Here is a 16,775-nt window from a genome sequence, read left to right on the forward strand (position 1 = left end):
ATTTGTGTTAGTTGTTTATAAAACTAAACTTTCTAAGTTTCTTGATCCTGTTTTGTATTTTTCTTTTAACTTTTGAATCATAATAGTGGTCATAGATTCTAGGTCAAATTCTGGTTTCCAGCCCCAGTCTTTTGTAGCCATTGTATCATCGATTGATTTTGGCCATCTTGAAGCGATTTCTTGTCTAAAATCAGGATGATAAGCGATCTTAAAATCGGGATATAATTTACGAATTTCTGCTGCTATTTCTGCTGGCGAAAAACTAACTCCTGCAATATTATAAGAAGTCCTCAAGGTAATATTTTCTTTTGGGGCATCCATCAGTTCTAAAGTAGCACGAATGGCATCATCCATAAAGATCATTGGCAGAGTTGTGTTTTTATCCAAAAAACAACTAAAATCTTCTTGCCGAACTGCTTTATGATAGATATCTACTGCATAGTCGGTAGTTCCTCCTCCCGGCAAAGATTGATATCCGATTACACCAGGATATCGAATTGACCTTACATCCAGTCCGTACCTTAAAAAGTAATATTGTGCCCAATTCTCTCCTGCTGCTTTACTAATCCCGTAAACAGTAGCAGGATCTAAATAAGCATCATTAGGCGTATGATCCAATATAGCACCTTCTCCAAAAACTGCTATCGAACTTGGAAAAAAGACTTTATCTATATTTTTTTGCCTTGAAACTTCCAAAACATTAAACAATGTTTTCATATTAATGTCCCAAGTCTGCAAAGGCATTTCTTCTCCCCTAGCCGACAATATTGCGGCCAAATGATATATCTGAGTCACATGATATGTATCAACAACCTCATGTATTCCATTGATATCTGTAGCATCAATAATTTCAAAAATACCTTTGTATCCTTCTCTATGCTTTAAATCAGAAGCTATGACATTATTCTCTCCAAACTTCTGCTTCAATGACTCTGTTAATACCGAACCCAACTGACCATTAGCTCCGATTACTAAAACTACTGTTTTCATACCTCTTTTTCTTTTAAAGCCTTACAGCATGATTTACTGACAAATTTACAAAAAATAGCACTTAAAGCTATTGAACAATTACAATTAAGTAATTATCACTTCAAAATACCATTTTAAAAGTATTTTTTATTTTATACAATATAATAAACATTATATTTGAAGTAATTTTTTTCGGAAATGATATGGAACAACTAGACGATATAGACATTACGATTTTAAGAATGCTTCAAGAGGATTCTAAAAAAACAGCTAAAGAAATTGCAAAGACGCTTCATCTTACCCCATCACCAGTGTATGAAAGGATTCGGCGATTAGAAAAACAAGGGGTGATCAAAAAATATGTTGCTATATTGGATAAAAAACTCATAGATCGATCGATTACCACAATTTGTCAGGTGTCGATGCGATATCACAATGAAGCCTTTATTGAAAAATTTGAAGAGCAAATCCAAAATCTAAAAGAAGTACAGGAGTGCTATCACATGGCGGGACAAGTTGATTTTATTTTAAAAATTCATACTAAAAGCCTTGAAGAATATCATGATTTTGTAAAAACAAAATTATCCAAAATTGAAAATATAGGAGTGCTCAACAGTACTTTTGTGCTCAAAGAAATTAAACACACATCTGAGTTTTATATTTGATCGTCTCTCTTTCTTGATTTCAATTAACGTTCGGCAATTATAGCTGCTTTTATAGTAGAAAGATATTTTTGTAACCATATAGCAGATGGTTTCATTGTTCGCTTTAATGTCTTGCGATCTAGTGCTATGATTCCAAATTTAGGAAGATATCCTTCGGCCCATTCAAAATTATCAACTAATGTCCAAAGTAATACCCCTTTAAGATTGACACCCTTGTGAATAATAGCTTTCATTTCTTCGATCACTTTTTGATAATACTCGATTCTATGTTGTTCATCTTCATCTTTAGCAAGTGCCATTCCACATTCTGAAAGCCATAGTGGTTTTTGCGAATCATATTTGGCAAATCTCTCTAAGAAATCTGATATCCCTTTGGGATACGTTTCCCAACCCATTATAGATGTCGCTACTCCTCTCTTTTTGGGTTTAACACGCATAGCACCCAAATAAGGCACATACCAAGCTGACCTAACAACTTCTCTTGCATAGGTCTGAATACCCCAAAAATCAAAATCTGTTCGTAGTGCTTCAAGATCTCCTATTTTGTAATATTTTGCCATTCGCTTCAATATAGGAAGATCATCGTCAGGATATCCCAAACCGAGATGTGGTTCGATAAAAAGACGATTCATCAATGTATCTAGACGTTTGGCAGCTTTTTGATCCCTAATCGTATCTTGATAAGGATCTATTTTTGTGCAGCTTATAGCCGTACCTACTTTTAACCCTTGTTTTTCTTTTAGAATTTTAAATCCTTTTGCCTGTGACAATAATAAATGATGAGTACTCGCTAGAAAATTTCGTATCCCTCTTTTACCCGGGGCATGAACACCAAGAAAATATCCTCCTCCCATGCATACGATACCTTCGTTGATCAAAATCCAGTATTTGACTCGATCTGCAAAATTATCTCTTAATATAGTTACATATTCTACATACCAATCAATGATTTTTCTATTCGTCCATCCGCCCTGATCTTGAAGTATTTGTGGCAAATCCCAATGATACGTTGTAATCCAAGGTTCGACACCAACCTCTAGACAATACTCTATGACTTTATTATAAAAATCAATTCCTTTTTGGTTTACTTTACCAGTGCCTTCTGGAAGTATCCTTGACCAGGAAATAGAAAAACGAAATATTTTGAGACCAATAGCAACCGTAAAATCGATATCTTCTTTATATCTATGATAGAAATCTGTTGCTACTTTTGCATTTGAGCCATCTTTAATCCGAAACTTTTTTTGAGTAAATGTATCCCATATAGAAGGTCCCCTTCCATCTTTGTCATACGCTCCTTCTGTTTGGGCAGCTGCTATAGTAACTCCCCAAATAAGATCATCAAGTTTTTTCATGTATAAGCTTATTAAATCCTAGAAGTTGGATTTTAATGCTTAAAAAAGTTTCTCTTTAAAAAAGGATATAGAAGATAAAAACTTAACCTTTGTACAAAACAGATTATTCTATACACAATCTGTTTTCCTATATATTTTAAATATCTAAATAACATATTGATTATCTTATAATTATAAATATACTCATCTTCTATCATTACTATCTTATCTTAATGTTATGATAATATTACTATTGATTTTATCTGATTGATATACACTAATTATGTACTTTTGAGTGTTAAATAGACTAATATCTTTTCATTTATGTCAATTTCGGTTTCAAATATTTCTAAACTTTATAATGAACAAAAGGCATTAGACAATATATCTTTTGACATCAAGCAAGGAGAAATCGTAGGTTTTTTAGGCCCGAATGGAGCAGGGAAATCTACAATGATGAAAATTCTTACTACTTATCTAAATCCAACCGAGGGTGCAGCGACGGTAAATAGTTTTGACATCAATACACAATCTACAGATGTTAGAAAAAGTGTTGGTTATCTTCCTGAACATAATCCATTATATCTAGAAATGTACATTCGTGAATATCTTGATTTTAATGCAAAAGTGTATGGATGTCATACATCTCGAATCGAAGAAGTAATTCAATTAACCGGATTGTTGCCGGAAGCTAATAAGAAAATTGGCCAATTATCAAAAGGATATCGCCAAAGAGTTGGACTTGCATGCGCATTACTTCATGACCCTCAGGTATTAATCCTAGATGAGCCCACAACAGGACTTGACCCTAATCAACTTGTTGAAATCAGAGAACTAATTACTTCTATTGGCAAACAAAAGACTGTATTCTTATCGACTCATATTATGCAAGAGGTAGAAGCCATGTGTGATAGAGTTCTTATCATTAATAAAGGAAAGATTGTTGCTGACAAATATCTAAATGATATGATAGACGAAAAAGAGCAAATTATAGAAGTTGAGTTTGATTATCGTGTAGAAGAAGCTTTTTTGTTACAATTACCTAATGTAGAAACTGTAAAAAACACAGGTGGTTTTTTATATCAAATCACTTTTAATACTACAGTTGATATGAGATCAGCAGTTTTTGACTTTGCTCATGACAACCAATTAAAAATATTACAACTATCAAAGAAAAACAAAAACCTTGAGAGTCTTTTTAGAGAATTGACCAGTTGACTCATTTAAAAGTTATATTCATCAATCATATATTTAACTCCACCTTAAAGACTATACTCTTACAAATAGTATTCTTTTTATCATTTCAAAAATTTATTTCTCCACTCATTTTTTTCCTTATTATTTTTTTTTCAAAAATTAGGGTGTTTTGATATATGTGTGTTTTTAGAATAAGTAATAACAATTCTAAAAAATGAAAAAAATAGTATTAAGTTTAATATTATTAGCTTGTACTTGTACATTAATTGCACAAGAAACTAATGAAGAAAAAATCAATGAAAAAGGAAATACATTTAAAAATAGTTTAAAAGTACATCCTCTAAATATTTTTGTAAATGAACTAGTATTGGAGTATGAAAGAGTAATTAGAAAAAAATCATCTTTGATCTTTACTTTGGGCCTTGGATATGAAGATGGAGACTTTATCCCTTCTGGTACTTTTGAAGAATACTTAATATTTTCACAAGTCGATTATCGCTATTATTTCTCAAAATCAAAGATTGCACCCAAAGGATTCTTTGTGAGTGGTGGGGCTTTTGGGTTTTATGAACATATACGGTATAAGGGTTTATTTAGGACAGTACAACCTAACATCAATCAAGATTTCTTCACTGCAGGTATTTCGGGGGATATCGGATACCAATGGGTTTTCAAAAAAGGAATTACAATTGGTATTTCAGGGGGAGCAGATCTACAAATTCCTCTTAACTATGATAACTCTTCTACAAAAGTTAGACCAGATCTAAACGTTGCAATAGGATATTCTTGGTAAGAATTTAAATAAGTCTCACATTATACACCTTCTATTATATGAGACTTAATCAAACAGCAAAAATTTGTATAGAAAGAAATATCACCATTATCTTTTACTCAAAAACCATCTAAATATCTCTATAGCAAATATTAATCTTTCAAAAATTACAATAAAGAAAGCATTACAAACACGTTTTGAACCTATAAATATTAATAATACCTTTATCCACCATATAACTATAGAATTTTCATATTGAGTGACCTACTTTAAGGTATTTATAGCATTTATATTATTGTCTTCATTAGGACATGCACAAGAAATTGAGATTTTAAAGCCTAAAGATGCAATTTCAATCTCCAGTCTTTTTGAAAAATTTCAAACCAATCACAAATTTAATTTTTCATTCGATGCAGATGCTATCAAAGATATGCAGCTTAAGATAGATCGAAACACACTATCAATTGATCAACTAAAACAAAAAATTAGACAACAAACAAAGTATCTTCTTAAAGCAGTCAATAGTACTAGTTATATTTTGGTGCAAAATGATACGATAACTGAAGTATGTGGAGTTGTTGTAGATGCCATAACTTCTTTTGAACTTACTCAAGCCGATATAAGTAACAATAAAGCAATTATTGATATTACGGATAAAAATGGTTTTTTTAATATAAAACTAACGTCTTTAGACACCATTTCTATATCATATTTGGGTTATAATACAAAAGTGTTAAACACCAAAGAATTCTCTTCTACTTGTGATACAATCTTTTTGCAACCAAAAATCGAAAATTTAAATCAAATTATCATACGAGAATATCTTACTACTGGTATCCAAAAAAATGAAGATGCTTCTGTAAAAATCTCTACCAAAAAATTAAAAATTCTACCAGGATTAGTCGAACCTGATGTTTTTCAAAGCCTTCAACTATTACCAGGTATCAATAGTCCAAATGAAGATCCGGCAGGTTTACATATCCGAGGAGGAACCCCAGATCAAAACTTAGTCTTATGGGATGGTATTAAAGTATATCATACAGGACACCTTTTTAATCAAGTCTCATCCTTCAATCCTTATATTGTTGAAAGTGTTAATGTCTATCGAGGCGGAACTAGTGTTCGCTATGGTGATCGCTTATCAGGAGTTATCGAAATCGAATCAGACAATGATCTTACCGAAGAACTAAAAATAGGAGGTGGTCTCAATCTTACTCACGGAGATCTTTTTATAAAAATGCCTCTTTCTGAAAAAGCAGGAATTATGTTAGCCGGACGTAGATCATCAACTGATATCTATCAAAATATCACATCAATTAATTTGTTAGAGAAAGTATTTCAAAATACCAGAGTAAATGTTAATGGTGATAACCCAGATCAAATAGATAGAATGCTAGAAGATGATTTATCATATTCTGATAGTAATTTTAAATTTATCTGGCTACCCAATGACAAAAACACCTTCAAAATTAGTTCTTTGTTTGCAGAAAATAGATTAAATACTACTAGAAATGTAGAAAGCTTATCAGAAGGTAAAATAGAAATCAATGATATTTTTAAGCTTAGAAATTTTGGTTCTAGTATTAACTGGACATCTAACTTCAAAAATGGTATTATTCAAAAAACCAGTTTTTATGCTTCGATATTTGATCAAAGATATAGGCTTGGAGCAAATTTTATTGATAGTGACATGTTTATTCAGAACGACATAGAAAACCTAATACTACGAGATATTGGAGGTGAATATTCTTTGAGCATACCTATCAAAAAAAATCAAAAACTGGGGATTGGTTACCAGTATGCATATAATGAAACAAAATATGAAACTATAGAAATTGAAAATTTTATAGATGAAGAAGATATTTCAGAAGGTAATATTAATAATCCAAATAATAGTCATACCGTTTATTTAGAATATATACGCAAAACATCAAAATCTTATCTAAACATTGGTTTACGAAATTCACTTTTGAGCGCTACAAATAAATTTTTAATAGAGCCAAGAATGTTTTCTTCTTTCGAAGTCGTCAAGGATTTTAGAATCACAGCTTCTGCTGAGCTAAAAAATCAACAACTGAATCGTTACTTTGGATCTAGAAGCACCTTAGCAAACACAGGTTTTTTACCTGTAGCCGATAATATTTGGTTGACCTCGGGGATTGTGGGTGACAATGATCTTAATCTTCCTATTTTCAGGAGTTCTCAATTTACACTTGGTGGACTTTACACCTACAAAGGCTGGAATATTGATGTTGAAACTTACTACAAAAGATTAGGAAACATTTCATCTATCAATGATATTATATTAAACGTAGCATCTCAAAGTAACTCTGATGATTTCCCCATTTTTTCTGGAAAAGAAAATAGAATAGGTGTGGATATTTTAATAAAAAAACGAATTAAAAATTATCGATTCTGGCTAGGGTACTCTTTAAGCAATACCCGGGTCAAGTTTCCTGATATTCAAAATTCTTTTTATCCAGGAAATTTTGATCAGCGCCATGTGTTTAACATCTCTCAAACTTTAAAAGTCAATGATTTTGAATTTTCTTTGGGCTGGAACTATAGTTCCGGGAAGCCATTTACAAAAATTGTGAAAGATATAAACGCTCCTGAATTTGGAGTTAGAATAGGAGATGAGACAATCAATCAAAACAGATTTAAAGATTATCATCGACTAGATGCTTCTGTATTATATCGATTTAACCCTTTGAAAGGAAATCAATGGAAAGGAATCTTAGGAGTATCATTAAGAAATATTTATAATCGAAGAAATATAATTAACGAAGCTTTTATTGGTAGAGAAGATATCAATTTTAATCAATTTATTGAGAGCCAACCAGGCGAATCTTTACGATTTACACCCGATTTTTTAATTCGTTTTGAATTTTAATATGCATACACTTAAGGCAATATTAGTTGTCCAGTAAAAAACGTTTCTACTTCTACAATACCAGGCCTGTTTACTGCAATGACATCGCCTGTACTTCTTAGCTTTCCTCTTATAGATTCTTGTGGATTTACGATTATTTTATTGGTTCCTCTATGAGAAATGTCCACATTTTGAGCTACAAGCTCCGCTCCTTCAAATCTTCCTGTACCGGATGCAAAAGCAACGTTTAGGTTTTCTGTTTTTCCTTTTAGAAAAAAAGAAGCGATATTATTCCCTACAACAAATACACGTGCATTATCTATTTGAAGCGTAAATGTCCCTGTTGTATTTCCTTCGTCTTCATTAAAATCTTCTGACAAAAGGGTTAGCGAGGGATATGTCAATACGCCATCTGAGATGATATCAAACTGTGTAGCGCTTCTAATCTCAGTAATGTTTGGTGCAGTCACAAAAATTCGTGTTTGATTGGGAGATCTAAAAAAAGTACAATCATTTGTGTTTTCTAAAATAAGCCTACCTTCTATCACTGTTGCCGATACTTCTTCTAACAGGTTATCACCGGTTTCGATAACTACAGAAAAATTCGCTGCCTCTTTGATAACCATCTCTATATTTGGTCTCACCAGAATTCTCGAAAACTCAGAAACCTCAACTTCTTTTGTTACAATATTACCTGTGCGTTGAAAACAATCAGGTGCATTTTCAGTATCACATCCGAAAATTAATATTGATAGTAATATAAAAATAAATTGTCTCAATCTAATATGCTTAAATCATTACATTAAAATCTATATCCGATAGAAAACTCCGTTGCTTCAGCTTTTGCTGCATGGGATCTTACTGTTATAGAACCTATTATATTTTTTGTAAAATAATACTGTAGTCCTGCCCTCAAATATGTTTGCCCTTCAAAATCATATGGATAATATACATAATATCCTAGTTGAGTAAGCACAGCAACTCTATTAATTCTTAATTCGTGCCCCAAAAACATCCCTACTCTTTTAGCATCTTCATCTCCTGTAGTGCCATCACCAAAATTACCTACTGCTCTAAAATCAATAAATCGTTCTAAAGCTTTTGAAAAAAATACTTCGGTCCCAAGCTGAATTGCACTTTTTTTATTCAATCTTTTATCTGCAAACGCAGCAATTGTATAAAATGGATATTGTCCTGACCCTACCACATCACTTTCATTAACACCACTTCTAAACAGAAAACCAAAACCTATTGGTTCTGTACCTTTTATCAATCCTTTTTCTTTTTCTATATATTCAGGAAGGTTCGTATCTAATGAGTATGTCAAACCTGCATTCAAAAACAATGTATTGGTACTCTTATTTGGTGCTTTGGCATTACCATTTGAATAATGCAAAACACCTAGTCCCGCTTTTACTCCTAAACCTTGTAGTAGGTTTTCTTTCTTGAAATTCAGCATTGCATATGTACCACTAACCAAGTGTGAACCATAAGCTATATTTCTAAAATTATCATCTGCATCATACGGTTTTGTATTGTAAGAAATCCCTTGTCCGACTCTAAGCATTAATAATCTATTTAGAAAATAGAAATTATAATGAACAAATATTCCATAATGTTCTCCTAAATATTCATTATCCATATTTTGATACGCAAAAGAAACACCATAATCCGGATAATTATACAAGCGTTGCCATTCTTTCTCACCAAAAGTTTTTTGTTGAAAAGAAACAATAATGCCAGAAGGATGTCCTGTGATAAGATGCGATATATCAGGATTATGCTTTAAGATAGAACCATAAAAACTATTTACATCCAACGTGTAATGTTTATTTGATTCTACTTGAGCACTAATGCTAAAACAAAAAAGAAAAAAGAAAAAATAGATTTGTTTTATCATCCGGCAAAAGTAGTAATACTTTTTATATACTCTTAAAACCTTCTTAAAAAAGCGCTTCTTTTGATTAAATCATATCATTAATCATGCTTTTTACCCATTAACAACAAGTAAATTACACTTTATATCAAATACTAAATCACACTTTGAATTAAATGAATATCATATTGTAAAGTCATTTTTACTAAATGTTTTCCAAAAAAAAATTAGGGTCTTTGTTTAGATATGTGTTTTAGGGATATAATTTTTAACTATTAAAAGAAATCGAAACATAATTGTATAGCAGTGTTAGAGTATAAAACTGAAAGTTAATACGATGATTACTACAAAATCTTAATTATGAATAGAACGAAATAATAGATCAATAAAAACACTGTATTTTAAGTAAAGAACCTCGGAGCAAGCTCACGAGGCATTCGAAGGGAACTGACTTTTGATTTCGAGGCAAGCCTCGGAGTATTTAAATCTAGATTATCGAGTAAAAATGAAAATTACAACCAACAAAAGCACAAAAAATGGCTAAATCACTGTTATTCATATCTGACATTTCTGGTTTTACCGAATATATTCAAGAAACAGAAATTGAGCATAGTCGTAATGTTATCTCAGAATTATTAGAAGCGATGATAAGTGCAAACACTTTGAATTTAAAATTAGCAGAAATTGAAGGTGATGCTTTATTTTTTTATCTGGAGAATAAAATACCGTCTAATGATGAACTCATGCAACAAATAAAAATAATGAATACTGCATTTTATAACCATCTAGAAGTTCTAAAATCAAAAACAAAATGGTCTTATAAAACTCATGCAAACCTCGATAAATTGAAACTCAAAATTGTTGCACACAGTGCTGAATTATCCTTTATCAAAATTCATAACATAGTTAAACCTTTTGGTAAAGAAGTCATAGAAATACATAGACTGTTGAAAAATTCAATTAAAAGTAAAAATTACCTTTTAATTACAAAGCAATTAGCTAATGATATGCAAATAACTACAGATTATAAGAATAATCTTGGCCATCTAGAATATGGTAAAGATATTTATGATGGCAAAGAAATGATTTACTTATATTCACCTATTAACGTTCAAAGACTAAATATTTCCTACCCAACAATAAATGAAAGTAATAATGCATTGAAAACAAATTTAAAAATTCATATCCTCGAATTGTTAAAAAACTTTTTTATCCCAACGACTTTGTACTCTTATCATTGATTAGATCCACACTCACATAAGCGTTTGCACTCGTGTATTAAAATCCTATGAAATTTCATCAAAACCTTCAATACAATATGAAAACGATATTTATATGTGCCTATAATTTTTTTGATTAACTTTTAAAAAATTTAATATCTCAATCAAAAAAAGCAATAATAGTTGATGTCTACTAAACCTATTTTAAATTTCTTTAAATACGTGTGTATTAATACTTGTTTTACTTTATTAGGGTTTGGTCTTAGTTTTGTGCTAGACTTTGCCAGATGGTTTAAGCTTGATGATGCTCATGATTTAGGACTCACTAATTTATTTTTCACAACAACTATTTTTACCATCTTAGGATTAATCTACACCGGGTATTTATTTTTTGAGCATAAATTTTTTGTAATACTATCCGTGATAGCAATCATTGGTTTACTCTATTTTATTTTGTAGAACTCAATCATACTTCGATACTAATGGATTTACCTCCTCTTTTATTGAAATAAAATCAAAATACTGCTTCGGCTATTTTTTTAATATTGTCAGATTTTCCCATAGAATAATAGTGTAATACCGGTACTCCATACTCCATTAACTCTTTGGATTGTTGAATTGCAAATTCAATTCCTACTTGTCGAACATCGGCATTACTAGTACAATTTTCGATTTCTTTGACCAATTCATCCGGCATATCTAACTTAAAAACTTGTGGTAAGAGCTGTAAGTGCCGTTTTACTGCTACAGGTTTGATTCCAGGAATAATAGGTACTTCTATCCCTGCTGCTCTTGCTTTTTCTACAAATGCAAAATACCTTTTATTATCAAAAAACATTTGAGTCACTACATAATCTGCACCTGCATCTACCTTTTCTTTTAATCTTCTTATGTCAGAATCCATAGAAGGAGCCTCCATATGTTTTTCAGGATATCCCGCCACCCCGATACAAAAATCAGATTTGTTGTCTGTTTCAATGACTTCATGAAGAAACTGTCCTTGATTCATTTTTATAATCTGAGTAACCAGCTCGGTGGCATACGCATGTCCCCCTTTACTAGGTGTAAAATACTTTTCTTCTTTCATGGCATCTCCCCGAAGCGCCATAACATTATCGATCCCCAGATAATGGCAATCAACCAGCAAATACTCTGTTTCTTCTTTGGTAAAACCACCACAAAGTACATGTGGTATGGTATCTATATTATATTTATGTTTTATAGATGCACAAATCCCTACCGTTCCCGGACGCATCCTCGTTAATTTTTTATCCAACAATCCATCACGATCTATGTAAATAAATTCTTCTCTTGATGTGGTTACATCTATAAAAGGAGGATCAAATTCCATCAATGGATCAATATTATCATATAACTCCTGAATACTTCTTCCTTTTTGGGGTGGGATCAGCTCAAATGAAAACAATGTTTTTCCTTTGGCTTGCTCTATATGTTCTGTAACTTTCATTTTTTGTTATATCGTTCTATCTTTTATTTTTAAAAAAAGGGTGTGCCCTTCGTTTTACTTCGGTCGGGCTATACTTGCTACATGGTAGCTTACTTCTATCCCTCACACAAATTGTGCGTTTTAGACTTCGAAATCTCCAAAAACAACCTCGGAGTCTCGTGTCTGCAAGCAGACACGGTTTTTTACTCTTGTATATTAGGACTCAACCATTTCTTGGCATAGTCAATATCAATATTTTTTCGGGTAGCATAATCTTCTACCTGGTCTTCTTTAATTTTACCTAGTCCAAAATATCTGGCTTCAGCATTTCCAAAATAATACCCTGATACAGATGCAGCCGGCCACATCGCCAAACTTTCGGTTAATGCTACTCCAATATTCTCTTTCACTTTCAACAAATCCCAAATGGTGAGTTTCTCCAGGTGATCTGGGCAAGCAGGATATCCCGGAGCCGGTCTAATTCCTTTATACTGTTCTTTAATCAATTCTTCATTATTCAACATTTCATCACTGGCATACCCCCAATCATTCTTACGAACTTTTTCATGAAGATATTCTGCAAATGCTTCTGCCAGTCGATCTGCCAAAGCCTTAATCATAATCGAATTATAATCATCGTGTTCTTTTTCAAAAGCTGTTGCCAATGCTGCTGTTCCAAATCCTGTAGACACGCAAAAACAACCTATATAATCCTGTATATTACTTTCTTTGGGAGCAATAAAATCTGATAATGCAAAGTTGGGTTTGCCTTGATATTTTTTGAGTTGTTGTCTTAAGGTTCTGAATTTGAATACTTTTTTATCATGAACAACTTCGATATCATCATCATGTATCGTATTAGCTTCAAACAATCCATAGATTGCTTTGGCATTAAGTAATTGTTCTTCAAATACTTTTTTAAGTAATTCCTGTGCATCAGCAAACAATGAGGTTGCTTGTTCTCCTACGATCTCATCTTTTAATATTTCAGGATATTTCCCATGCAAATCCCATGATCTAAAAAACGGAGTCCAGTCGATATAGGATTCTAATTGTTTAATATCAAAATCATCAATGATTTGAATACCTAATTGATTAGGCCTCACAATTGAAGTAGTCGACCAATCGATTTTGTATTTGTTTTTGCGAGCATCGTTGATATGTAAATATTCTTTCTTTTTAGTTCTTTTTAGAAATCCTTCTCTAAATTTTTCATAATCTTCTTTAAGCTCCCCTATATATTTTTGGTTACTTCTTTTGTTCAAAAGATCGCCCACTACAGTTACAGCTCTAGAAGCATCATTGACATGAACAACTGCATTTGTATATTGCGGATCAATTTTTACTGCAGTATGTGCTTTTGAAGTGGTCGCTCCTCCTATCAAAAGTGGAATATTAAGATGCTTACGTTCCATCTCTTTTGCCAAATAAACCATTTCATCGAGTGAAGGAGTGATCAGACCACTCAACCCTATAATATCGACTTGTTCATCTATAGCCGTTTGGATAATCTTTTCGGGAGGTACCATCACTCCTAAGTCTACAATCTCATAATTATTACATCCTAAAACTACTGAAACAATATTTTTTCCTATATCATGCACATCTCCCTTTACGGTTGCCATCAGGACTTTGCCAGCTCCCCTAGCTTCTTTTGGAGACTGGGGGGCTTTCTTTTTTTCTTCTTCAATAAACGGAAGTAAATAAGCAACTGCTTTTTTCATTACTCGTGCAGATTTTACAACCTGTGGTAAAAACATTTTTCCCGAACCAAAAAGATCCCCTACCACATTCATACCAGTCATAAGATTGCCTTCTATGACTTCAATAGGTTTATCTGCGCTTTGTCTTGCTTCTTCTACATCTTGTTCTATGTATTGGTCAATACCTTTTACCAATGCTCGTGTAATCCGATCCTGTAATGATTCCTCTCTCCATGCAAGATCGGCAGTTTGTTCTTTTTTTGTTCCTTTTACAGTTTCTGCAAAGTCAAGCAATCGTTCTGTCGCATCCTCTCTACGATCAAGAATTACATCTTCTACATATTCTAATAAATCTTTGGGAATATCGTCATATACTTCAAGCATTGTAGGATTAACGATACCCATATTCATTCCTGCCTCAATAGCATGATATAGAAATACAGAATGCATAGCTTCTCGAACCGCATTATTTCCCCGAAATGAAAAAGATACATTGCTTACACCACCACTTACACTACAATGCGGAAGATTTTCTCGAACCCACCGTGTAGCTTCGATAAAATCGACAGCATTCTTGCGATGTTCTTCCATCCCGGTTGCCACCGGAAAGATATTAAGGTCAAAAATGATATCCTCTGGAGGAAAATTCACTTCATTTACCAATATCTCGTATGATCTTTTTGAAATTTCGATTCTACGCTCGTAGTTATCGGCTTGGCCAACCTCATCAAAAGCCATGATGATTACTGCAGCTCCATATCTTTTGATGGCTTTTGCTTGTTTAACAAATAGTGCCTCTCCTTCTTTGAGGCTAATTGAGTTTACTACGCATTTTCCTTGAACCACTTGTAATCCCGCTTCGATGATTTCCCATTTGGAACTATCGATCATGATAGGTACTCGTGCAATATCAGGCTCTGCCATAATAAGGTTGAGAAAACGTATCATTGCTTCCTTACCATCAATAAGCCCATCATCCATATTGATATCAATTACTTGCGCTCCTCCTTCTACCTGATGTCTAGCGATATCTAAAGCTTCATCAAATTTTTCTTCTTTTATTAAGCGTAAGAACTTTCTCGAACCAGCAACATTGGTTCGTTCACCAACATTAATAAAATTCGTTTCTGCAGAAACGATCATAGGTTCAAGCCCAGACAATTTGAGATATTTTCTTTTATTTTCTATACTCATAGTCATACTGAAACTTCTGCTATTCTGGGTTTATAATTTGCTGCTAAATCAGCAATGGCTTTAATATGTTCTGGTGTGGTACCACAACAGCCTCCTACTATATTCACCAGATGCTTATCCAAATATTCTTTGATCTGATTTGCCATCTGTTCCGGTGTTTCATCATACTCACCAAAGGCATTGGGTAGTCCTGCATTGGGATGAGCTGACACTGCAAAAGATGCTTTTTGAGACAGTATTTCTAAATGAGGGGTAAGTTGACTTGCGCCTAGCGCACAATTAAAACCGATAGATAACATAGGGATATGGGACACCGATATCAAAAATGCTTCTGCTGTTTGACCAGAAAGGGTTCTACCACTTGCATCAGTAATCGTACCACTTACCATTATCGGAACATTCATATTTCGTTCATCTTTTACTTCTTCGATGGCAAAAAGCGCTGCTTTTGCGTTCAATGTATCAAAAACCGTTTCAACCAATAAGATATCGGCTCCTCCATCTAATAAGGCTTCAACTTGTTGCTTATAGGCAATTCTTAACTCATCAAAAGATACTGCTCGATATCCCGGATCATTGACATCAGGAGACATACTGGCTGTCTTGTTTGTTGGACCGATAGAACCTGCAACAAATCGTGGCTTATCTGGTTCTTTCTCTGTAAATTCTAAGGCTACTTCTTTGGCAATTTTTGCAGATTGGTAATTGAGTTCATAGACCAACTCCTCCATTTCATAATCTGCCATAGCGATAGTAGTTCCTGAAAATGTATTGGTTTCGACAATGTCTGCTCCGGCTTCAAAATACAATCGATGTACTTCTTTAATCGCTTTGGGCTGAGTAATGCTTAATAAATCATTATTTCCTTGAAGAGGAACCGGCCAGTCTTTGAATCGTTCTCCTCTGAAATCTTCTTCGGTAAACTTATAACGTTGCAACATTGTTCCCATAGCTCCATCGAGTACAAGAATTCTTTCTTCTAATATTTTATATATGTCTTTCATTCAAAAAAATATTATACTCATCTTCATCAGAAAATATCAGATAAATACAGACGAGTTATTATTTTAATTATTAAAAAAACTGTAATCGAGAAAAGTAATGGAAAGAAGTAGAAAATTCTTAGGATTGTCGTTATCTATTCCTCTAATGGGATAGAATGTAGCACCTTCTTTAATATTATTAAGTTGTATGATAATTTTAAAGGGTTGCTAAGGTTTCAACGGGTCTATTCCCTCCACCTTTCTTGATAACAGGATAAATACGTAAATGAACTGTTGTAGTATTACTACAAAATCAATACAAATAAAAGGCATTGGTACTTGTTTTGCAAGTTTATTTAATAAATATTGTACAAAGAAGTTTTTTTAGTGTTCCGTAACGCTGCTATGCAACAATAAAAAATTAAAAAAGTGTAAACCACTTCAAATACAAAAAGCGATCACAAAATTTGTGATCGCTTTTATATCTTTCATTTTATAATCGAGATTTAAATATTCTTAGGGTTGTTTCAAAGTTATTGACTT

At 32.8% G+C, this 16,775-nt stretch carries 12 protein-coding genes and 1 riboswitch; of the genes, 5 read left to right on the plus strand and 7 right to left on the minus strand.

Annotated elements, in window-relative coordinates:
* Nucleotides 1-15: 15 nt before the first annotated feature.
* Nucleotides 16-990, minus strand: coding sequence for an NAD-dependent epimerase/dehydratase family protein (locus tag FHK87_RS11450; protein ID WP_140592923.1), 975 nt, complete (start codon nt 988-990; stop codon nt 16-18).
* Between the two features lie 182 nt (nt 991-1,172).
* Between FHK87_RS11450 and FHK87_RS11455 the strand changes: the two genes are divergently transcribed.
* Nucleotides 1,173-1,634 carry an Lrp/AsnC family transcriptional regulator gene (locus FHK87_RS11455; RefSeq protein WP_140592925.1) on the plus strand — a complete coding sequence of 154 codons (462 nt, stop codon included), beginning with the start codon at nt 1,173-1,175 and terminating at the stop codon, nt 1,632-1,634.
* A 23-nt stretch (nt 1,635-1,657) separates the two neighbouring features.
* On the opposite strand, the gene FHK87_RS11460 is transcribed toward FHK87_RS11455, so the two are convergent.
* Nucleotides 1,658-2,989 carry a glycoside hydrolase family 1 protein gene (locus FHK87_RS11460; RefSeq protein ID WP_140592928.1) on the minus strand — a complete coding sequence of 444 codons (1,332 nt, stop codon included), beginning with the start codon at nt 2,987-2,989 and terminating at the stop codon, nt 1,658-1,660.
* A gap of 303 nt (nt 2,990-3,292) precedes the next feature.
* Between FHK87_RS11460 and gldA the strand changes: the two genes are divergently transcribed.
* The 3 genes from gldA (at nt 3,293) to FHK87_RS11475 (ending at nt 7,830) form a co-directional block, all read left to right on the plus strand.
* On the plus strand, nt 3,293-4,186 hold the full coding sequence (gene gldA, locus FHK87_RS11465) for a gliding motility-associated ABC transporter ATP-binding subunit GldA (RefSeq protein ID WP_140592930.1): 894 nt from the start codon (nt 3,293-3,295) through the stop codon (nt 4,184-4,186).
* A 193-nt stretch (nt 4,187-4,379) separates the two neighbouring features.
* A complete protein-coding gene (locus tag FHK87_RS11470) occupies nt 4,380-4,958 on the plus strand; it encodes a hypothetical protein (RefSeq protein ID WP_140592932.1) in 579 nt (192 codons plus the stop codon).
* Nucleotides 4,959-5,196: 238 nt separating this feature from the next.
* Nucleotides 5,197-7,830 carry a TonB-dependent receptor plug domain-containing protein gene (locus FHK87_RS11475; RefSeq protein WP_140592934.1) on the plus strand — a complete coding sequence of 878 codons (2,634 nt, stop codon included), beginning with the start codon at nt 5,197-5,199 and terminating at the stop codon, nt 7,828-7,830.
* An 11-nt stretch (nt 7,831-7,841) separates the two neighbouring features.
* Here FHK87_RS11475 and FHK87_RS11480 read toward each other — a convergent pair whose 3' ends face one another.
* The gene (locus tag FHK87_RS11480) at nt 7,842-8,588 is read right to left on the minus strand and encodes a head GIN domain-containing protein (protein ID WP_140592936.1); all 747 of its coding nucleotides are present in this window, start codon (nt 8,586-8,588) and stop codon (nt 7,842-7,844) included.
* A 23-nt stretch (nt 8,589-8,611) separates the two neighbouring features.
* Nucleotides 8,612-9,709 carry an acyloxyacyl hydrolase gene (locus tag FHK87_RS11485; RefSeq protein WP_140592939.1) on the minus strand — a complete coding sequence of 366 codons (1,098 nt, stop codon included), beginning with the start codon at nt 9,707-9,709 and terminating at the stop codon, nt 8,612-8,614.
* A 512-nt stretch (nt 9,710-10,221) separates the two neighbouring features.
* On the opposite strand from FHK87_RS11485, the gene FHK87_RS11490 reads away from it, so the two are divergent.
* A complete protein-coding gene (locus tag FHK87_RS11490; protein ID WP_140592941.1) occupies nt 10,222-10,926 on the plus strand; it encodes a DUF2652 domain-containing protein in 705 nt (234 codons plus the stop codon).
* A gap of 493 nt (nt 10,927-11,419) precedes the next feature.
* Here FHK87_RS11490 and metF read toward each other — a convergent pair whose 3' ends face one another.
* The 3 genes from metF to FHK87_RS11505 form a co-directional block, all read right to left on the minus strand.
* Nucleotides 11,420-12,373 (minus strand): methylenetetrahydrofolate reductase [NAD(P)H], encoded by a 954-nt coding sequence (gene metF / locus FHK87_RS11495; protein WP_140592943.1) that lies wholly within the window; start codon nt 12,371-12,373, stop codon nt 11,420-11,422.
* Nucleotides 12,374-12,555: 182 nt separating this feature from the next.
* Nucleotides 12,556-15,249 carry a methionine synthase gene (gene metH / locus FHK87_RS11500; protein WP_140592945.1) on the minus strand — a complete coding sequence of 898 codons (2,694 nt, stop codon included), beginning with the start codon at nt 15,247-15,249 and terminating at the stop codon, nt 12,556-12,558.
* Between the two features lie 2 nt (nt 15,250-15,251).
* Nucleotides 15,252-16,253, minus strand: coding sequence for a homocysteine S-methyltransferase family protein (locus tag FHK87_RS11505; protein ID WP_140592947.1), 1,002 nt, complete (start codon nt 16,251-16,253; stop codon nt 15,252-15,254).
* 127 nt (nt 16,254-16,380) lie between these two features.
* Nucleotides 16,381-16,505, minus strand: a riboswitch (SAM riboswitch).
* Between the last annotated feature and the right edge of the window lie 270 nt (nt 16,506-16,775).

Origin of the sequence: Aquimarina algicola (assembly GCF_006443095.1) — a bacterium.
GTDB classification, from domain to species: Bacteria; Bacteroidota; Bacteroidia; order Flavobacteriales; family Flavobacteriaceae; genus Aquimarina; species Aquimarina algicola.